Raw genomic sequence first — 18559 nt, 5'->3', positions numbered from 1 at the left:
AGCTTCTCAGCGCCGATGGTAGTTGGGGGTTTCCCCCTGTGAGAGTAGGACGTTGCCAGGCACTTTAAAACAACCAAACTTTTGGTTGTTTTTTTGATTTTATAATGTCCGTTAGGACAATGATTGAGTAACAGATTGATATGCAGAAACCCGAGGGTCGGTCGTCAGGACCAAGGAGGTCGAGGAAGCGAAGGAATGAAGCCCGGAACGTACGATGTACGTGAGGACTGGAAAGCCTGAGGCTGACGAAGAGATGTCAAGCATCAGCGCCTAGCCCCGAGTCATAAGCCAATCGATTCGAGAGGAAAAAACGCATTCTGTCGGGCTGTTCGAGGCGCTTCCGCATTTCGTTTCCGCCGGTCATGGCAACCCGAGGCCGAACATGGGAGTTTAGCCTCGACGCCGATGGTAGTTGGGGGTTTGCCCTGTGAGAGTAGGACGTTGCCATGCAAATGGTATGATAAATAAACGGAAGAATTCCGGCTAAATTGGGAAATATCCATATTTTCCTTAAAATAAGGGGAGTTTTTCCGCTTATATTATCCAAGTTTTTGAATTTTGTCTTATTTAGAGCAGTTAATCGGAAAATCTTCGCTTATTTTCGCTTTTTTAGCTTCCTCTATATACATAACCGGAAATTCTCCGCCTATTAATACAAGTAAGAGACTGAGAAGAGGGCAGCCCAACTAGATGATTTGTAGCAACTACTTAGCAAAAGGAAGGTAGCGGAAACACAAATTGGATAAAGCATGTTAGAATAAAGAGTGAGTTAATAAGATAAAGTTTGAAATGGGGGATAAAAGTATGGGGACATCTACGACTTTAAAATGGGTAACGGGTGGTCTTGAGGCTTTTCTTGGAATCCCAATTCTCGGTGGGTCAATAGTTATTGGGTTTGGTTGGACTCCTTTGCTAGTCATGCTCGTTTTGCATATTGTGACTCTTGTTTTTTCAGTAAATCATTATCAAAATAAGCATGGAAGCATTCTAGGAATTATTACTTCTTTACTTGCTTGGATTCCTTTTGTAGGTATGATTTTGCATATGTTAACAGGGTTGGTTCTGTTAATTGATGCCTATAGATCTAAAGCACAAATAAGCTAATCAATAGAACGAAAGGGCACACTGGATACAGTGTGCCCTCTCGCTTTTAGAAAATTTGTTGTTTTCTTGACAGACGGATAGATAATGTTAGAAACTTATTAACATAGCATCCCAGAAAGGATAGAAATATGATTATAGGTCGCAATGAAGAATGCCTATGTGGCAGTGGAAGAAAATACAAGAAATGCTGTTTAAATAAGGTCATTTCCATGGATGAAATTATTAGCAAGGAACTTAATCAACTTCAAGAACAACTTTACGGTTTCTTTGAAAAGAAGAATCCAGAACCCTTTTATGCCATCTTAGATAATTATTTCCCAGAAGACGAGATAACGGAAGAAGAGGGGATTTTGCTTACAACGCTCCTGATTTTATGGGCTACTTTGGCAAAGCCTTTTATGACAAAGACTCTTACTGAACAATTTATAGAAGAGAAGCGCGCTGGAAAGAAATTGCGCCCGGCTGTCATGAGTCAGCTAGAGAAGTGGGATACTGTTTCACCTAGCTACTCAACCATTACGAAACTAACTGATGGAAACTGGATGGAAGTTGAAGATTTTGCTACTAAAGAAATCCAAAAAGTAAAGGTCTTTGAAAATGCTCCTAAATTAGAAGTGGGCATGTCCCTTTTAGGGTTTTTACTTCCTTATGGAACGTATTATTCTTATTTTTTATTCGCTCTTCATTTTGATGAAGAAGATGGGGATATACTGGCGGAATTCTTGTCTGATATATATGCTGAAAGTGAGTTTAGTGACTTCTCTGAGTTTTTGGCAAACGATTTCCCTTATATTGTAAATTGGGTTCTGTTTGACTCGAATGCAATTGATGATATGCATTGGGAAGATCCATACTATCTAGAAGTCGTTGATATCTATGGTGAAATGGCAGTAGAGGATCCTAAGTTTTCGGTACAACTACTTGAGCTTGGAGTAGTTATGTGGAATATCTACTGTCTAAAACAAAAGCCCATTATTAGAAAGCCAGAGATATATGCGGCTGCCCTACACTATTTCGTTGATTTGAATATACCAGGCTTAGGAATTTATAGCCAAAAGGATTTAGCTGAAAAATACAGGGTTAATGTAGCTTCTCTTTCAAAAGCATACCGTCAATTGGAAACCACTCTGAGTGGTGAATTAGAGAAGTTGGAAAAGTTGTCAATTAAAGATATGATGTTGGACCAGGCAAGGGCAAAGAGTAAAAAGGGAAATTCCACAGTTCGTTTTACAGAGGATAAAACAAAATAAATATCACCAAATGTTTAACCGAAAAAACAGCCGTGGATTACCAGGCTGTTTTCTTGTTAAGCTAACATATTTTTTGAATCAGTTCAACTGAGTTATTTTTAGGAGAGTTAACCATTGCACTTACTTCATATGCCTCCATTAGCTCCAGGTTGAATGGTTTGAGCAACGGGTTCAATTCATTATATTTAGTATCAGGGTTTAGCCAAATTTTTTCTTCTTCAGGTCTAAGAATAACAGGCATTCGATTATGGATATCCTTGACTAATTCATTTGCTTCAGTCGTAATAACTGTACATGAAAAAATTGATTTTCCCTCAGGCGATTCCCATTTTTCCCATAATCCTGCCATCGAAAATACTTCATTTGTTTTCAGTTTAATGCGCATGGGAATCTTCGTCTGATCATCTTGACGTTTCCATTCATAAAAACTATCAGCGATAATTAGGCAGCGTTTGTTATGGTAGGCATTACGAAAGCTTGGTTTTTCCGAGAGTGATTCTGCCCGTGCATTGATCATTTTATAGCCTATTTTCATGTCTTTCGCCCATGGTGGAATAAGCCCCCAACGTAAATACCCCATTTTATTAATGGAGCCGTTATTGATTACTGCTAAAACAGATTGAGAAGGAGCGACATTGTAATTAGGTAGATAGTCTTCTTCTGGTAAAAAAGATTCTATATTAAAGCGGTCAATTAACTCTTCAAAACTTGCCGTCAGTGTAAAACGACCACACATGTTCATCCCACCTCAAATACATCTTTTGTTTCTAAAGTGAATTCGTCGATATTGCTTCTTTATTTTCTTGAAGAACGTATTGATTCCGACCTGCTCCTATACCGGCAAATGTGAACAATATCGTTACAATCGCGAGAAGAATAAGGGGAAACGTCCAATTTGCATACAAATCATAAAGGTATCCAAGGATAAACGGACCTATGGATGCTAGCATATACCCGACAGATTGCGCCATTCCGGATAATTCGGAAGCTTGTGAGTGGTTGGATGCACGTAAACTAATAAGCGTGAGTGCATGACTAATAGCTGCTCCGAGGGCAATGCCAATCAAGATGATACTGACAGTAAGGACTAGGGTGTTGCCTCCGGAAAGAAGTCCGAGCAAACCTGTTAAACAAAAGAGACCAATCCCAAGGGCAATTCCTTTTTGGTTGGGAAGCCGGTCTGCAAGAATTGGAATTAGGAAATTTGCCGGAAGTCCGGAAAATTGCATCAAGGATACCATCCATCCCGCAGTGGCGATGCTAATTCCTTGGCTGTGAACAATCTCTGGTAACCACGCGGTTAAACTAAAGTATATCATTGATTGAAGTCCCATAAAAAAGGTTACTTGCCAAGCGATGGGCGATGACCATAAAGATGCACTTGGTGTTTTTAATTTTGTTTTTATAAGCTCTTTTTTATTCCTTTGGATTTGAGGGACCCAGATTAGGATGGCCGTAAACAATAAGAGCACCCATACAGCTAAGGACATTTGCCAGCCCAGGTCCAAGGTACTGGCTAATGGGACACTTAGTCCTGGAGCCAATCCAGCCCAGATAGCCATTGAGAACGTATAACTTCCTGTGAGCAAACCAACTTTTCCAGGGAAGTTTTGTTTTACAAGACCTGGAAGCAATACATTGCAAATAGCAATTCCTAAGCCAACAAGGATTGTTCCTAGGTAGATGGGAAATAAAAGTCCAATGGACCGGATAAGAATCCCCACTCCTAACAAACATAGACCAATGAATATGCTTCGTTCAGTTCCAAACCGGGATGCAATTTTTGGTGCAAATGGAGAGATTAAAGCGAATGCTAAGAGCGGTAGAGTCGTTAATAGACCTGCTAGTGAATTTGAAACTCCTGTATCTTCACGGATAAAGCCTACTAGTGGTCCAACTGATGTAATTGCAGGCCGTAAGTTAAAGGCAACAAATATAATTCCAATAATTAAGAGCCATTTTCCTCGATAAATAGAATCTTTCATACGTTTGTTTGCTACCTCCACGTTTTTATGTGAACCGTGTTAAGGATAAATCATTATAGATTTATGACAACCAATCTATACTCGTTTAACACAGCCTAGGTAAATTAATGGAAAAAGTATAGGTATTCGAACTATTATAATGAACTTTCTTTTGTTTGTATATAAAAATTCTGAATTTTTTAGTTGGTTTACAAAGTTAAGGATAGGGGAAAAGAGCAGAAAGGTACTGGTGAACTTTTTCTTTGGCTAATATCTTATAAAAATCTGTATTTGATGCAGGAAAAATACTCCTTCATGTCAAATTAAATTTGCACATTCTTTTTATAAGGAGGAAATATCATGACAAAGCATTACTGTAAACAATGTATGGGCTTTACAAAAGAAACACAAAAGTGTGACCAATGTGGCCATGATGAAGTTGTTGAGATTGAAATCAACACTCATAAATAACCACGAAAAAGTACTTTTTTATTGAAGCTCATTTAATTAAACTTTCTATCCCTACCTGAAAAATCCTCAATTACTTAAATTAATCCAACTTTGTCTCTCTTTTAGTAACGCTAAAGTTGAGATAAGATTCCTACTAGGATAATTACCGTTTTGCTCCAAATTTGAAATGAATGTAAAATGGCTTGGAAGGACTCCTATCCAAGCCATTTTATATAGGGCGTTCAAAATAGACATCATTTGAATTAATTCCTGAAAGTATGTAAGGTATCTAGTAGGGAGTGATCATATGAATGAAATGATACGGTTATTAAAAGACCACCGTTCTATTCGAGAGTTTTCAACGGATAGGGAGGTTACGGAAAAACAATCAAAGACAATTATTGAAGCTGCAATGGCTGCTCCAAATTGGATCAATGGTCAGCAGGTAAGTGTAATAGAAGTACGTGACAAAGAGAGAAAGGCAAAGTTAGCGATGGCTGCCGGGAATCAAACATGGATTGATGAGGCACCTGTATTTTTTGTGTTTTGCATTGACTTTTATCGGGCAAAGCTAGCTTCGGAGAAAAATGAGGCAGGATTTCGCATTGCAGACAATATCGAGGCTGTAATCATTGGTTCTACAGATGTTGGAATTGCCTTAGCCAATGCAACGACGGCAGCAGAGTCTATGGGTCTCGGAATTGTTCCAATTGGTGGAATCCGAAGAAATCCAGATGTCTTTATAGAGGCATTAGGTTTACCTGAATATGTTTTCCCAATCTCCGGTCTCGTTGTTGGATATCCAAGGAATGTACCTGAACAAAAGCCTCGTCTTCCACTTGAAGCTGTTCTTCATAGGGAAAAATATGATTTAGATAGACAGAATACTCTAATAAACAAATATGATAACGAAATATCTACATATATGAGCAAACGTACGAATGGACAAGATTCATCAAACTGGTCATCCAAAATAGCATCTTTCTATGATAAAGGATTTGAAGCTTATGAGAGGGCAGTTGCACCAGCGATAAAAAAACAAGGATTCGATTATAAATAATAGATACATCCTCGAGTAACCGGTGCTAAGCTGGTTGCTTTTTTTTATGGAGGAAGAGTGAAAACACTAATAAGAACCGTCACAATAATTTAATTTCCCAAAGGCTGTAAATCAGTAACGCTGTTAATCCCCCGTAAGGAGGATATGAAGTTGATTTGAGGAAAAGTAACTCCTTGTTTAACGATAGTAATTTTAATAAAACAAAAATAGGTAAAAGCTAGGCTAGACGAAATCGATTATGTAAGTTATAATCTAAACATAAGTTTTAAAAATAAACAAAAGTTTGGGGTGTGGGTCTGTGTCTGGGAATATTTCAGAGAAAGAACACTTTCTACTAGATATGATTCGAAAGAACCCTTATGTCTCTCAACAAGAAGTAGCGGAAGCGCTAGGCTTATCACGTCCATCGATTGCGAATTTAATATCTGGGTTGACGAAAAAGGGTTATATTGTTGGACGAGCTTATATTTTAAAAGAATCCCAACCGATTATCTGTATAGGCGGAGCCAATATTGACCGGAAGTTTTATCTGAAGGATAAAGCTCAATTAGGCACTTCTAACCCAGTTAAATCCAATCAGAGCCCTGGTGGAGTGGCGAGAAATATCGCTGAAAACCTAGGTCGCTTAGGAATGGAATCCGTATTGCTAACGGCTTGTGGAGGGGATTCTGATTGGAAGTTTATTGAAGATTCTTCTTCCTTGTACATGGATTTGAATTCTGTCGCTCAGATTTCGGGAATGGCAACAGGGTCCTATTCGGCTGTATTAGATTCGTCAGGAGACTTAATCATTGCCCTTGCTGATATGGATGTATATGATTCAATCTCAACAGAAGTGGTTCAACAACAAGAGCGTTTGCTCAGTAACGCCAAATGTATTGTTGCAGATTTAAACTGTCCTAAAGAAACCCTTCAATTTATTGCGCAGTTTGCAAATGCTCATGATGTACCGCTTGCTTTTATTCCGGTTTCGTCTCCAAAAATGAATCGACTCCCAGATGAGCTATCGGGTGTTACATGGCTGATTACAAATCGTGATGAATCGGAAACTTTTTTTAACTGCAAAGTGGAGAGTAAAGAAGAATGGATACAAATCGTGGAGAAGTGGCTTGCTCTTGGTATTTCAAATGTCGTGGTTACAAATGGTAAGGAAGGTGCAATGTTTGGAAATAAGGAAGAAGGGATTTTTCATCAGCCTGCCATAGAAACGGAACAAGTTGTCGATGTGACAGGAGCGGGCGATGCCTTTAGTTCGGCTGTGATTTTTAGCTGGTTGGAAGGAAAACCTTTACAAAGTATTGCTAAAGCTGGGACCGTCAATGCATCAAAAACTCTTCAATCATCTTATACAGTTCGCCAAGATTTATCAGCTACCCAACTAATAAAAGACATGGAGGAATTATAATGGAACAATATATTACTTATTCTGAAGAAGTACTTGAAGCAAGAGAGCAGGGAAAGCCAATCGTTGCCTTGGAATCAACCATCATCTCTCATGGAATGCCGTATCCGCAAAATGTGAAAACGGCACGTGAGGTGGAGCAAATCATCCGTGATTACGGTGCGGTACCCGCTACAATTGCGATTGTGGATGGTAAAATCAAGATTGGTTTATCAGATGAGGAACTTGAAATGTTTGGGAAGAGCTCGAATGTGGCTAAAGCGTCACGACGTGATTTACCTTATTTGATTGCTACGAAACAGCTTGGTGCAACAACGGTTGCGGCGACAATGATCTGTGCGGAACTAGCTGGAATTAATATTTTTGTTACCGGAGGAATTGGTGGTGCCCACAGAGGAGCAGAAACATCCATGGATATTTCTGCAGACTTAGAGGAGTTAGCTCAAACAAATGTTGCCGTCATCTGTGCGGGAGCGAAGTCCATCTTGGATTTAGGTTTAACAATGGAATATCTTGAAACAAAAGGTGTCCCTGTCATTGGTTATCAAACGGATGTTCTTCCTGCTTTCTATACGAGAACGAGTGAATTTGCTGTTAATTTCAGAGCAGATGACGTGGAAACAGTAGCTTCTACGTTAAAAACAAAATGGGATCTAAATTTAAAGGGAGGCGCGGTAATCGCTAATCCAATTCCCGAAGAGCATGCGATGGATGAGCAAATGATTAAAAATGTAATTGAAACAGCATTACAAGAGGCCGAAGAGAACCATATCAGTGGCAAAGAGGTAACACCATTTTTATTAGCGAAGGTAAAAGAGTTGACGGGTGGAAAGAGCCTCGAATCAAATATCGAGCTAGTAAAAAATAACGCAGTGGTAGGTGCGCAAATCGCTGTTAGCTTTCATTCACAAAGTTAATTAGATGAAAAGGTAACTGCTTTCTAAAGTAGTTGCCTTTTATTTATTTCTGATTATCTTCAACTATCCTTTTGCGGAATCGTTTATAATGGATAAGCAATTTGAGCGGGAGGTGGGCATTTGGTGAAGCGCATTATGGTGATTGGAGTTTCTCCAGGAGTTGGGAAAACGACATTTGCCCGTACGTTAGGGGAAGCTTTGCAGATACAGGTACATCATCTGGATAAATTGTATTGGAAGCCCGGTTGGATTGAAACACCTCTTGAAGAGTTCGCCGACGCCCAAAAGAAAATCATGGAGGGAGAAGAGTGGATTATTGAAGGTAATTATGGCAACACTTTTGATCTTCGCATACAATATGCGGATACAATCATCTACTTAGAACTTCCACTATATGTATGTTTATATCGCGTCGTTAAACGGTGGGTGACCAATATCGGGAAGACGCGCCCAGATATGGGAGAAGGCTGCGAGGAGAAGCTAGATTGGGAGTTTATAAAATTCATTTATACTACCTTCTACTCTAGGAAAAAGAAGATGAAAGAAAGATTCCGTTCATTTCAAGAAACGGAAGCGAATAAAAACATTATTATTCTAAACAGTAAAAAGCAAATACAGGATTTTTTAGATGCCCGAAGAAAATAACAAAGGTGAGATGGAGAAAAGGAAACAACTGGAAGGCGCCTGGCACCTTCCAGTTGTTTCCTTATTAACTTAATAACCTTTTTTGTAGTCGACTAGGTTGAGTGTTGGTGGTTGATTGTTTAAATACTGTTTGAGATTTGGGATAAAGATATCCTCTACTACTCTTTTTGCGTAGTCCTCTGTGGCACCAGCGGTATGTGGGGTAACGATGACATTCTCCATTTCCCATAATGGGCTCTGCTCATTCAAAGGTTCTTTTTCGAAAACATCAAGTCCGGCTCCAGCAATTTGTTTTTCCTCTAAAGCAGTAATAAGTGCCTTTTCATCAACAATGGGGCCGCGTCCGATATTGATGAAGAAGGCAGTCTGTTTCATCTGCTTAAACTCATTTGAGCCAAACATTCGATGAGTTTCCTCAGTGAGCGGTAGAGTAACGACGACATAATCGCATTGTGGTAAAACCTCATTTAAAGCGTCAGGCTTATACATTTTGTTTACTGACAGATCAGGTTTCCCAGAATGCCGGATCCCTAATACTTTCATACCAAATGCTTTAGCTATTTTGGCTGTCTCCTTTCCAATCGCTCCAACACCGATGATGCCAATGGTCTTACCGTGTATTTCTAACTTAAGCCCGGAGGCCTCCCAGGTTTTCTTGGTTTGATTTCTAACATATGTATGTATTTTTCGGGTTAAGCCCAGCATCAGTGCAAAGATGGTTTCGGAGATTGGAAAAGTATGTACCCCATTTGCACTTGTTAGGTAAATTCCTCTAGATTGCATGATCTCTAACGGCATACTGTTCACTCCTGCACTCCATGACTGAAGCCAGCGCAACTTTGAATCTTGTTCGAAAAGGTCCTTCATTTCCTTTTTCCAACCGACAATAACTTCAGCATCCTGTAAGTGCCCCTGCCAAATCGAGGCATCTCTTCCAGTAATAAGCTCCCAATCAGGGACAATTCTTTTAACGGACTCTATAAGACTTTGATCTACATTATGAGTGATAAGTAATTTCCTTTTTCGCAAATTCATCCCTCCGTAAATGTGTAACAACAGTTAATCTTTTTTCTTCACTATACCTTTTCCGAAAAGGACAAACAATCCCAATGAAGATTATTTGTAAGACTATTATTAGTTATCTAATAATTTTGAAGCTATTTTAAAAAAGAATGCAGGGATTTTTTAATTTAAAAGGAAGTGTTATATAGAGAGGTTTTTATTAAAGTAGCATCCATATAATTAGTAGTGCAATCAATCATAATCTATTTCTACCGGGAGGGGGACTATTAAAAATGTTATCTTTTGAAGAAAAAAAGGCGATATTCCATTCGTTTAAACTTGAAGAAAAGCAAATGAGTAATGGCAAAGTAAGTTTTCATTATCCTGAGAGCAAGCAAAGGGGCCAAGTGTTGGCAACGCAATTGCATTCCACCGGAAATGGGTATGTTGTGGGGAAGTATATGTCCGAGGAAACCATTAAGAAGAATGGGTTCACGGTGGACTCCCGGGGGTGGATTTCTATTAAGGAATTCTCGATAGAGGAGTTAGAAAACGTCATTACCGAGGCAATGAAGTCAATGCTTTCTACCACAACAGACATTCAGGAAGAACCAATCGAAACGCTTTCCGTTCAGGAAGAGACAATTCAGGAAGACTCACCCCGTCAGAAGTCGGTTGAAAAGGATAATGAAATTAAAACAACCATAAAAGAGGAACCATCTTTACAAAGATATAAAAGATATAGATCTCCTTGCCTCACCTATTGGACAGGGCTTACAAAGGCTGTAATCGAGTTTCATTATATTGTGTGGACAGGTATGATTAGAAAATAGGTACGAAATTGAGCTAAGACAACCGAAAGAAGGTATGGGCTATTTTCGAGTCCATACCTTTTGTTGTAGAGAGAGGACGTTAAGTCAAGCTAAAGAAAGCTTATCTCCTCCGCTAAGTCCGGAAAATCAATGAATGGATTTCTGTTGCCTTGAATCATATAGATGGATTGGTTTCGGTGTTTTTCATATAGTGTGACGGGAAATTGTTGATTCCAGCGTTTAAGCAGGGGTAGGTCAATCGAATTTCGAAAGCTACGTTTAATCGCATCAGGATACCTTAATAAAAAATAGAGCATCGCACGGGCACTTTTTCCTTTGCCATGTTCTGGCTCGAACTTTTCATTAATAGCTACCCCGCAATGATTTTGGATAGGTTCATATACAGACTCGGGCGTATAAAAGGTGAAATCGGCATAAGGGAAATTTGACCTTGATATATTACAGTCAGGTTGACAGGTAAACAGGTGGTGTAAATCACCTTTCATTGGCTCCAAGGCACCAAACCAGGATTGTGGAACGATATGTTCGGTGTTAAATCTGAATTTCCAATCGATTGATTTTAACTTCTTTAATGAAACATATTCATCCTGACCAACCTCGTGGAAATACTTTAGAAATTCCTCGTACTTTATTCGGATGATTTCTTGGTCATTGACGATTAGGCTAGCAGGATCTTTTTCTTCCCCTGAGTAGATACTTTTCACTGTTCCATCTGGGTACAAGTCGACCCAAGTATATAAATATAAATCCTTGCTAATAAAATATGGAACTTGATTTTTATGCGATTTCATTAGTAGTTTAGTTAGTGATGAACTTAAATTAGTTGATTCTTCAAAAATAGAACCATAATAGTGATTGAGATCGCATTGGTTTTGTTGTTCGTTATAATAGAGCTCCTGATTTTGCTGGATTCTTCTTTTGTTCGCTTTTAAAAAAGCCAATTGTTTTTTTAAATCTATTCGTTCCAAAGGTTTGTGACCCACCATTTTAATCTTTTTCTTTTTTGTGTCCTTTTTTGGCTTCTTTTGCTTCCCCATAAAAGTTCTCCTCATGTAAGAAATTGACTAATGTCTTCTGTTCTTATTATAACGAATTGAATATTGTAGAAAAATCAGATAAATATTTTATTCATATATTCTTTCTATTAAAAAAATGGTAAACTATTAAACAAATTAAAATGAGATAAGTGAGGAAGAATATGATAAAAGCAATTTTTTTTGATTTAGATGATACACTCCTTTGGGATCAGAAAAGTATCCAAGAAGCCTTTATTGCTACTTGTAAAATAGCGGAGGAACGCTATGGCGTAAATCCAGAAAAATTAGAAGTGGCTGTTCGGCAAGCTGCAAGGGAGCTATACGCTTCGTATGAAACTTACTCTTTCACACAGATGATTGGAATCAACCCATTCGAAGGGCTTTGGGGTAATTTTCCAGATGACCACGAAGAGTTTAGGAAAATGAAAGAGATTGTTCCTGCGTATCGTAAAGATGCCTGGACAATAGGGTTGAAAAAACTGGGGGTTGATGACTGCGAGTTCGGCTTCGAATTAGCTGAAACATTCCCTGAAGAACGAAAAAGGCTCCCGTTTGTTTACGAGGAAACGTTTCAGGTCTTGGATGCATTAAAGGAAAACTACCAACTATTGCTGCTAACAAATGGCTCTCCGGATCTTCAGCAAACAAAGCTGAAGATAACTTCAGAACTTGTTCCTTATTTTAATCAAATTGTCATTTCAGGTGACTATGGCAAAGGGAAGCCAGACCCAGGTATCTTTGAACACGCATTGGATCTCATGAAGGTAGACAAAAACGAAGCAATTATGGTTGGGGATAACCTAATGACCGATATCCTCGGGGCAAATAGGGTCGGGATGAAATCAGTTTGGATTAATCGTCACCAAAAAGAGCGGAACGAGGTCATTCCAACGTATGAGATTCAGCATCTTGAAGAGCTTTATCCATTGTTAGAGAAGTTAGGATAAAGAAAACTCGCAGGTTTGAAAACTGTAAAATTTAAAGGCATCGGCATACGGCCGATGCCTATTTCACGTTTATTTTGATTGCTTTGTTTGTCCGTATCTTGTTTGTCCGGCTTCCTTTTCCCCTTTTTGTTTATTCAACTTTCCTTTTAATTGAACATTGGGATAGCTAGTTTCTTTTTCATTCACAATAAATCACCTCCAAATTATATTCTTTTCTTATTTCTAGAAGATTATGTTGGTGGCTAATTGGCCTAGGCGCAAAACTTTTCTCTATTTCTAACGTATTTTTTTAATTTTCAAAAAATATGTTAGAAATAATAACAAAACAGAGGAACCCCCTGTCAAACTGTTATACGCTTTTCTTAAAGTTAGTTTTGGAAGCATCATCGGAAATGTGTACTACAACTTTGTTCTTAAAGGCTAGGTGTGCTCGTTCGTTATAAAGCATTGTTTAGCACATCTAACAGGATGATCGTTGAAGGACTAGGAAGAAGTAAAAACAGGTAGAAATAGAAAAGATAGAGGGTGGGATAAGAACAGGGGGGAATATTTTACTAATGGAACTATATTTTTAGTAAATATCTGAATATTCTGTAATATGAGGAGGATTTAACAAAACTTATGAAGAACATAATTAAAAATCGTACATTTGTCACGCGTAACCGATACATATTAGAGCGGTTGCCCTGTTGGAAAATGGAGGATTACTCTAAAAATCGTTTCAGGAGCTAAGTAACGAAAAAAAAGGTCAATACCTTTTTACGAGGGGGGACTGATTCACATACTCAAATAAGAAATTCCAATTTTAGAAAAAAACAAAGGATGACTTTAAAAGTTCAATTCGTTTTCAGTAACTAAGCCTTTCCAACTTACAGTGAGATTGAAATGCTTAGTAATACAAAAATATCAAGTCTTTGCGTCTTTTCTATTCTGAATACTTTGATAAATTACACCAAAAGGAGTGTTTTTATGAAAAAAGCGAGCAATTATTTAAAATCACCAGATTTACTCCCGATTACTCACGGTGAACGAAAAATCGGACCATTCGGATTTGCAGTCATCTGGGTTGGGATGGCTATTGTTTTAGCAGCGTTTGCCATTGGTGGAGGCGGTATTATCAATCTACCGCTAGATATGGTCATACTAGCAACGATTATCGGTTCTGTTGCAATTGGAATTTTCATGGTCGTCATTGGGGACATTGGGGTGGAACACGGTCTTTCCTTTCCTGTTTATATGAGGGCCCCATTTGGTACGATAGGTACCCATATACCCTCTGTGGTCCGTGGGGTAACGGCTTCATGTTGGTTTGGTATTAATACCTATTTTGGTTCAACGGCTATGAATGCAATATTGAATTTATTATTTGGGTTTGATAATTGGTTTGTTTGTTTTCTAATCTTTGCCGCGTTACAGTTATTCAATACATCCCTTGGGATTAAATCCATCGAACGCTTTGCAGACTTGGCAGCACCAATTATCATCTTAATCTCTTGTTGGATGTACGTGACTTTATCAGATAAAGCAGCAACACAAGGGAAAGACATTTGGTCATGGGTGGAAACGCCTGTGGCAGGGGGCTCTGCGTTTACAGCATTCATGGTTGTCATAATGGCAAATATGGGCTTCTGGGCAACACTTGCTGCAGATATGCCTTCGTTATCGAGATTTTTCAAAGCTCCAAAGCATGAACGGAATTGGTTTAAACGAAATAAAACACAACTTATTGGTAGCTTGATTGTTATGCCAATCTTTAATACTTTTATGGTTGTTATCGGAGCAGTTTCATATATAGCTGTTTCAAATGCCGATCCTGTTGTCGCTCTTCAAGAAGCAGCTGGTGGTTTTATATTAGGAATTCTTTTATTAATGATTGTTTTGGCACAATGGTCAACGAATACATCAGCGAATGTCATTCCGGCAGCGACGATTTTTTCGAATGTAGGTGGACCAAAGGTTCCGTTTTGGGTTGGGGTTATCGTTGCGGGAATTATAGGGATCCTAGCTCAGCCATGGAGCTTATTCGGTGTTTTAAATTCAGCACTCCTTATCATTGGTGGCATCTTGTCTTCAATTGTCGGAATTCTCTTTGTTGATTATTATGTTATACGGAAGAGACGGGTCAATGTAGAGGAACTGTATGAAACGGAAGGCCAATACAAGTATTTAGGTGGTTTCAACCTTGCTGGTATGATCGCTTGGATCATCGGTGGTGTTGCAGCAAATCTACTTCCGACATACTCCTCAATCGTTGGGTTTGCAGTCGGTGCGGTAGTCTACTATTTCTTAGCGAAAAACTGGTGGTTTGCAAAATATAAGCAGGCTGAAATTGAGAATCCAAGTGATGAAAAATATTTAGGAATTACCGTTGGACGTGATTGGAAGATTCCTGTAGAGGAAGAGGTAGTCGTTGTTCCCGAGACTGTAAGTGAAAGAATTTAAAAAAAGGGGAGCAAGAGGATGTCGGACTATAAACAGTTTTTACAAGAACGCGAGCAGATAGATGGTTTGGTTGGAAAAGGGTACAAAATCAAATCAATCATTGAGAATTTAAGTGGTGCAACAGTAGAATTTGAAAAAGGGAATGGGGATCGTAAAAGTTTAAGGGTGTTATCTCCCGATGGACGTAAATATTTTTCAATCTTACTTATTAGACAACAAAGGCAAGCCATAGGGGTCAGCCCTAGCGAGAAAGGAAGCTAGAATAGTTTTTCATGTCCCTCACGGAACGGTTCTAGCCATTTGATTTCTTAAATATGAATATGGAAAGGACTGGTAAAGCGTAAGTGAGCTAGCCAGTCTTTTCTTGTATTGTTTGTGTGAAATCCAAATAGCATTTTGGGATGAGCGATTACAGTAAGGGTACACAGCCAATTTTTAGTCTAGGGGGTAAGTAAATGGAGATTAGAAAAGATGCCGACCTCTTGAAGAAAGATAAAGATTACCTTTGGCATTCGATGAAGCCCTACAGTCCGGACACCACCATGATGGTTGAAAAGGCGGAGGGAGCTTGGGTGGTTGATCAAAGTGGGAAACGTTATTTGGATGCAATGGCCGGGCTGTGGTGTGTAAATATTGGATACGGGAGGACAGAATTGGCAGAGGCTGCTTACGAGCAGCTAAAAAACATGGCTTATTTTCCCCTTACTCAAAGTCATCGTCCTGCCATTGAGCTGGCTGAAAAGTTAAACGAAATGCTAGGGGAAGAGTATGTTATCTTCTTTTCCAATAGTGGCTCGGAAGCCAATGAAACGGCCTTTAAAATTGTTAGGCAATACCATCAGCAAAAGGGAGATGCTAACCGTTATAAATTTATCTCAAGGTATCGGGGTTACCATGGAAATTCAATTGGGGCCTTAGCAGCAACAGGCCAAGCGCAACGAAAATATAAATATGAACCATTGGCACCAGGATTTATTCATGTCGCGCCTCCTGATTTGTATCGTTCATCTGATGAAAAGGAAGCAAAACCAGAGGAGTTGCAATCTGTTAAGGATATAGACAATGTGATGACATGGGAATTAAGCGAAACCATCGCTGGTGTTATAATGGAGCCGATTATCACTGGTGGTGGGATTTTAATTCCTCCTGATGCTTATTTAGCAGGGGTAAAGGAAGTTTGTGAAAAACATGGAGCTTTGCTAATTGTTGATGAGGTAATCTGTGGCTTCGGGCGGACAGGTGAACCGTTTGGCTTTATGAATTACGGGGTTAAACCAGATGTAATTACAATGGCGAAAGGAATTACAAGCGCTTATCTACCATTATCGGCCACGGCTGTGAAGAAGGAAATCTATGAAGCCTTCAAAGGGACGGAAGAATACGATTATTTCCGTCATGTTAATACATTTGGAGGGAATCCAGCTGCCTGTGCACTTGCATTAAAAAACCTAGAAATCATGGAAACTGAAAATCTATATTCTCAGTCTAAGTCATCGGGCGAATATTTAAGGCAAGGATTGAATACTGCCCTATGTGATCATCCATTTGTTGGAGATGTGCGTGGAAAAGGACTATTAGTAGGAATTGAACTTGTCCGTGATAAGAAAACGAAAGAACCACTAGCGGTTGAATTGGTTAATCAAGTGATTGGTGGTTGCAAACAAAAAGGACTCATCATTGGCAAAAACGGTGCTACCGTCGCTGGATATAATAATGTGTTGACCCTAGCACCACCATTAAATATCTCGAGAGAAGAAATCCACTTTATCATCCAAACGATCAACGAGGAAATAACAAAAATAACATGAGTGTGATGGAAGATAGCTGGAGGGTGCCTGGCACCTTCTAGTTATCTTCCATTTAAATAACTCGCCTTTATACATGAGAGAATCTTAGAAAACTTTCTTAGGACAAGGAAATGTTCTTTTCTTGAAAAATTTTATAATAGAGGGGAGTTTAACTATATGAAAGGAGGAATGAACATGATTATGGTCACGACGGAAACAATTCCTAACAAAAATGTCATAGAGGTTAAAGGGCTAGTAACGAGTAGCATCGTCCAATCGAGGAATATTGGCAAGGACATCCTCTCAGGATTAAAGTCCATTGTTGGTGGTGAACTGAAAAGCTATACCGAAATGCTTGAGGATTCTAAAGTAACCGTTAAAAAGCGCTTGATACAACAAGCGGAACAAGCTGGGGGTAACGCAATAATAGCAGTAAGGTTTGAACTTTCCGCAGGCCAAGGAACATCAGAATTGATAGGATATGGTACGGCAGTGGTAATTGAGTAAACATTACATGTTTGATATGGTCATAAGACAGGTTGCTAGAAGCTTTAAGATGGAGCATCTTTTTTGAATTGGCTCTGTTAAAACAGTATGTTGATTGTCCGCTCAAGTAGGAGGTGCTAGGGAGCCTCATCGGCGCTTGATGAAGATGAAACCGAGGGAAACCAGGAATGAATTATCTTCATAAGGCCGCTTGATGATGAAATTAAGGAGGAACCTGGCAAGAAATCATCTTCATAAGCCTGACGAAGATGAAACCGAGAGTGAACCTGGCAAAAAATCATCTTCATAAGATGCGCTGTGGGATCTCCCTTGCCCTGTTGTATTCTTTAATAAGTCCACGCATGAAAAAATGGCAATTCATCGAGGAGAGTTGCAACCAATTTTGTTCAATCAAAAGGTCTAAAAAAATGATATGTGGTCATCTATTTTCTGTGTTAATATTTAGAATATGGTAATGATTTGAACATGAACGTAGTTGTTACTATTTTTTAGAAAAGTATGATGTACTAAAAAGTAGAATTACATAATAAAGACAACTAACCTTCTAATATACGAATGGTTTTTTACATTACCTCGAATAGACTTAGGAGGGACAGAATGAAAGGGACTTTTTCTGAGCTAAACCAACTGGTAAAAGAAGAGAGTAAAGGTGTACATATCTACTATAATATTACCGACTCACAAGCCTACATTAACAATCTTGTTGCGTACATTCAATCAGGTGTTGAACAAGGTGACAGTATTTTGGTAATTGAAAGTGAAAGGATTTTACCACAAATAAAAATAGAGTTGGCTAAAGTCTTAACAGCAGAACAACTTAAAACGATACATACTATTAATAACTTTGACTATTATTGTTCAAGTGGTAGTTTCCAACCTGCAGTCATATTCGAGCATCTTGGCAAAACCTTAGAACCCTTTATAGAAAACAATATCCCATTTCGGATCTGGGCACATGTTGAATGGGGTGAACAGGAAGGAATCATTCCTATTTTAGAAGAGTTTGAAAACGAAGCAGACCGTGTGGTTACTGAACAAGGAATGTACCTAGTGTGTGCCTACGATAAGGAGAGAGTACCAGAATCACTTGAAACAAAATTGATGAAATGCCATAAATATGCTTTAGTAAATAACGAAATTGTTCTTTCAAACTTATATCATCAAGATTAGCTGCCTGCGGCAGTTTTTTTTGTTAGTAAGAAAATAAAAACA

General features: G+C 38.8%; 17 protein-coding genes. 13 read left to right on the top strand and 4 right to left on the bottom strand.

Features of this window, described 5'->3' with window-relative positions:
* Positions 1–804: 804 nt before the first annotated feature.
* Both BMX30_RS20510 and BMX30_RS20505 read left to right on the top strand, forming a co-directional pair.
* Entirely contained in the window at positions 805–1104 is a 300-nt protein-coding gene (locus BMX30_RS20510; protein ID WP_090749828.1) for a hypothetical protein, read from the top strand.
* A gap of 128 nt (positions 1105–1232) precedes the next feature.
* Entirely contained in the window at positions 1233–2354 is a 1122-nt protein-coding gene (locus BMX30_RS20505) for a YecA family protein (protein ID WP_090749827.1), read from the top strand.
* A gap of 61 nt (positions 2355–2415) precedes the next feature.
* Here BMX30_RS20505 and BMX30_RS20500 read toward each other — a convergent pair whose 3' ends face one another.
* Complete coding sequence (locus BMX30_RS20500; protein ID WP_090749826.1) at positions 2416–3090, bottom strand: SOS response-associated peptidase; 675 nt, start codon at positions 3088–3090, stop codon at positions 2416–2418.
* A 31-nt stretch (positions 3091–3121) separates the two neighbouring features.
* On the bottom strand, positions 3122–4339 hold the full coding sequence (locus tag BMX30_RS20495) for a CynX/NimT family MFS transporter (RefSeq protein ID WP_090749825.1): 1218 nt from the start codon (positions 4337–4339) through the stop codon (positions 3122–3124).
* A 736-nt stretch (positions 4340–5075) separates the two neighbouring features.
* On the opposite strand from BMX30_RS20495, the gene BMX30_RS20490 reads away from it, so the two are divergent.
* The 4 genes from BMX30_RS20490 (at position 5076) to BMX30_RS20475 (ending at position 8792) form a co-directional block, all read left to right on the top strand.
* Complete coding sequence (locus BMX30_RS20490) at positions 5076–5828, top strand: NADPH-dependent oxidoreductase (RefSeq protein WP_090749824.1); 753 nt, start codon at positions 5076–5078, stop codon at positions 5826–5828.
* 340 nt (positions 5829–6168) lie between these two features.
* Positions 6169–7233, top strand: a complete 1065-nt coding sequence (locus BMX30_RS20485; protein WP_090749836.1) for a PfkB family carbohydrate kinase — start codon at positions 6169–6171, stop codon at positions 7231–7233.
* Entirely contained in the window at positions 7233–8147 is a 915-nt protein-coding gene (locus tag BMX30_RS20480) for a pseudouridine-5'-phosphate glycosidase (RefSeq protein WP_090749823.1), read from the top strand. Before BMX30_RS20485 ends, BMX30_RS20480 begins: the two co-directional genes overlap by 1 nt.
* Before the next feature lie 123 nt (positions 8148–8270).
* Positions 8271–8792 carry a DNA topology modulation protein gene (locus tag BMX30_RS20475; RefSeq protein ID WP_090749834.1) on the top strand — a complete coding sequence of 174 codons (522 nt, stop codon included), beginning with the start codon at positions 8271–8273 and terminating at the stop codon, positions 8790–8792.
* A 69-nt stretch (positions 8793–8861) separates the two neighbouring features.
* On the opposite strand, the gene BMX30_RS20470 is transcribed toward BMX30_RS20475, so the two are convergent.
* A complete protein-coding gene (locus BMX30_RS20470) occupies positions 8862–9821 on the bottom strand; it encodes a D-2-hydroxyacid dehydrogenase (protein ID WP_090749822.1) in 960 nt (319 codons plus the stop codon).
* Between the two features lie 266 nt (positions 9822–10087).
* Here BMX30_RS20470 and BMX30_RS20465 point away from each other — a divergent pair, with 266 nt between their 5' ends.
* On the top strand, positions 10088–10627 hold the full coding sequence (locus tag BMX30_RS20465; protein ID WP_090749820.1) for a hypothetical protein: 540 nt from the start codon (positions 10088–10090) through the stop codon (positions 10625–10627).
* An 89-nt stretch (positions 10628–10716) separates the two neighbouring features.
* Here BMX30_RS20465 and BMX30_RS20460 read toward each other — a convergent pair whose 3' ends face one another.
* Complete coding sequence (locus BMX30_RS20460; RefSeq protein WP_244532683.1) at positions 10717–11664, bottom strand: endonuclease I family protein; 948 nt, start codon at positions 11662–11664, stop codon at positions 10717–10719.
* Positions 11665–11825: 161 nt separating this feature from the next.
* On the opposite strand from BMX30_RS20460, the gene BMX30_RS20455 reads away from it, so the two are divergent.
* From BMX30_RS20455 to BMX30_RS20430, 6 genes are all read left to right on the top strand, one after another.
* Complete coding sequence (locus tag BMX30_RS20455) at positions 11826–12611, top strand: HAD family hydrolase (protein WP_090749818.1); 786 nt, start codon at positions 11826–11828, stop codon at positions 12609–12611.
* A gap of 969 nt (positions 12612–13580) precedes the next feature.
* A complete protein-coding gene (locus tag BMX30_RS20450; RefSeq protein WP_090749817.1) occupies positions 13581–15053 on the top strand; it encodes an NCS1 family transporter in 1473 nt (490 codons plus the stop codon).
* Positions 15054–15071: 18 nt separating this feature from the next.
* Positions 15072–15314: a hypothetical protein gene (locus tag BMX30_RS20445; protein ID WP_090749816.1), complete on the top strand. Its 243-nt coding sequence runs from the start codon at positions 15072–15074 to the stop codon at positions 15312–15314.
* A 194-nt stretch (positions 15315–15508) separates the two neighbouring features.
* Positions 15509–16861 (top strand): aspartate aminotransferase family protein, encoded by a 1353-nt coding sequence (locus tag BMX30_RS20440; protein WP_090749815.1) that lies wholly within the window; start codon positions 15509–15511, stop codon positions 16859–16861.
* A 174-nt stretch (positions 16862–17035) separates the two neighbouring features.
* Entirely contained in the window at positions 17036–17347 is a 312-nt protein-coding gene (locus BMX30_RS20435) for a YbjQ family protein (protein ID WP_090749814.1), read from the top strand.
* A gap of 597 nt (positions 17348–17944) precedes the next feature.
* Entirely contained in the window at positions 17945–18517 is a 573-nt protein-coding gene (locus BMX30_RS20430) for an MEDS domain-containing protein (RefSeq protein WP_090749812.1), read from the top strand.
* Positions 18518–18559 lie beyond the last annotated feature (42 nt).

It is taken from the genome of Mesobacillus persicus (assembly GCF_900109925.1).
Classification (GTDB): Bacteria; Bacillota; Bacilli; order Bacillales; family Cytobacillaceae; genus Mesobacillus_B; species Mesobacillus_B persicus.
The sequence above is the reverse complement of the archived record's forward strand: the minus strand, read 5'-3'. Positions and strand labels throughout refer to the sequence as shown.

What these genes read in the sequence shown, in the direction of transcription:
- BMX30_RS20510 (WP_090749828.1), top strand. Translation starts at nt 805, where the DNA reads ATGGGGACATCTACGACTTTAAAATGGGTAACGGGTGGTCTTGAGGCT.
- BMX30_RS20505 (WP_090749827.1), top strand. Translation starts at nt 1,233, where the DNA reads ATGATTATAGGTCGCAATGAAGAATGCCTATGTGGCAGTGGAAGAAAA.
- BMX30_RS20500 (WP_090749826.1), bottom strand. Translation starts at nt 3,090, where the DNA reads ATGTGTGGTCGTTTTACACTGACGGCAAGTTTTGAAGAGTTAATTGAC.
- BMX30_RS20495 (WP_090749825.1), bottom strand. Translation starts at nt 4,339, where the DNA reads ATGAAAGATTCTATTTATCGAGGAAAATGGCTCTTAATTATTGGAATT.
- BMX30_RS20490 (WP_090749824.1), top strand. Translation starts at nt 5,076, where the DNA reads ATGAATGAAATGATACGGTTATTAAAAGACCACCGTTCTATTCGAGAG.
- BMX30_RS20485 (WP_090749836.1), top strand. Translation starts at nt 6,169, where the DNA reads ATGATTCGAAAGAACCCTTATGTCTCTCAACAAGAAGTAGCGGAAGCG.
- BMX30_RS20480 (WP_090749823.1), top strand. Translation starts at nt 7,233, where the DNA reads ATGGAACAATATATTACTTATTCTGAAGAAGTACTTGAAGCAAGAGAG.
- BMX30_RS20465 (WP_090749820.1), top strand. Translation starts at nt 10,088, where the DNA reads ATGTTATCTTTTGAAGAAAAAAAGGCGATATTCCATTCGTTTAAACTT.
- BMX30_RS20460 (WP_244532683.1), bottom strand. Translation starts at nt 11,664, where the DNA reads ATGGGGAAGCAAAAGAAGCCAAAAAAGGACACAAAAAAGAAAAAGATT.
- BMX30_RS20455 (WP_090749818.1), top strand. Translation starts at nt 11,826, where the DNA reads ATGATAAAAGCAATTTTTTTTGATTTAGATGATACACTCCTTTGGGAT.
- BMX30_RS20450 (WP_090749817.1), top strand. Translation starts at nt 13,581, where the DNA reads ATGAAAAAAGCGAGCAATTATTTAAAATCACCAGATTTACTCCCGATT.
- BMX30_RS20445 (WP_090749816.1), top strand. Translation starts at nt 15,072, where the DNA reads ATGTCGGACTATAAACAGTTTTTACAAGAACGCGAGCAGATAGATGGT.
- BMX30_RS20440 (WP_090749815.1), top strand. Translation starts at nt 15,509, where the DNA reads ATGGAGATTAGAAAAGATGCCGACCTCTTGAAGAAAGATAAAGATTAC.
- BMX30_RS20435 (WP_090749814.1), top strand. Translation starts at nt 17,036, where the DNA reads ATGATTATGGTCACGACGGAAACAATTCCTAACAAAAATGTCATAGAG.
- BMX30_RS20430 (WP_090749812.1), top strand. Translation starts at nt 17,945, where the DNA reads ATGAAAGGGACTTTTTCTGAGCTAAACCAACTGGTAAAAGAAGAGAGT.